Source organism: Campylobacter sp. 2018MI34 (assembly GCF_016598975.1).
Classification (GTDB): domain Bacteria; phylum Campylobacterota; class Campylobacteria; order Campylobacterales; family Campylobacteraceae; genus Campylobacter_D.
The window spans coordinates 1-413 of sequence record NZ_JAENKS010000204.1; the positions used below are offsets into that span (position 1 = coordinate 1).

Annotated in this window: 1 protein-coding gene; it reads left to right on the forward strand. The window is 51.8% G+C overall.

Annotation, left to right across the window (positions count from 1 at the left end; translation table 11 throughout):
* Positions 1-413: lysozyme (locus tag JG676_RS08450; RefSeq protein ID WP_200217962.1), on the forward strand; the 413-nt coding region annotated here is incomplete at both ends.

A 413-nucleotide genomic window follows, 5' to 3' on the forward strand; every position in this document is an offset into this window, starting at 1 on the left:
ATCGTGATGGTTCGAATATCTGGACCATTTGCCGGGGAGCAACAACCGTTGACGGCAAGCCTGTTATTCAGGGCATGAGATTGTCAGCGGAGAAATGTGCTCAGGTAAACGCCATTGAGCGCAACAAGGCTCTGAAATGGGTTGAGCGAAATATTCATGTCCCTCTCACAGAGCCGCAGAAAGCGGGTATTGCGTCCTTTTGCCCTTACAACATCGGTCCGGGTAAATGTTTCCCCTCAACGTTCTATAAGCGAATGAACGCCGGAGATACTAAAGGCGCTTGTGAGGCTATCCGCTGGTGGATAAAAGACGGTGGCCGTGACTGCCGTCTGACAAAAGGCCAGAAGAACGGCTGCTACGGGCAGGTTGAACGGCGTGATCAGGAATCCGCATTAACATGTTGGGGGATCGAT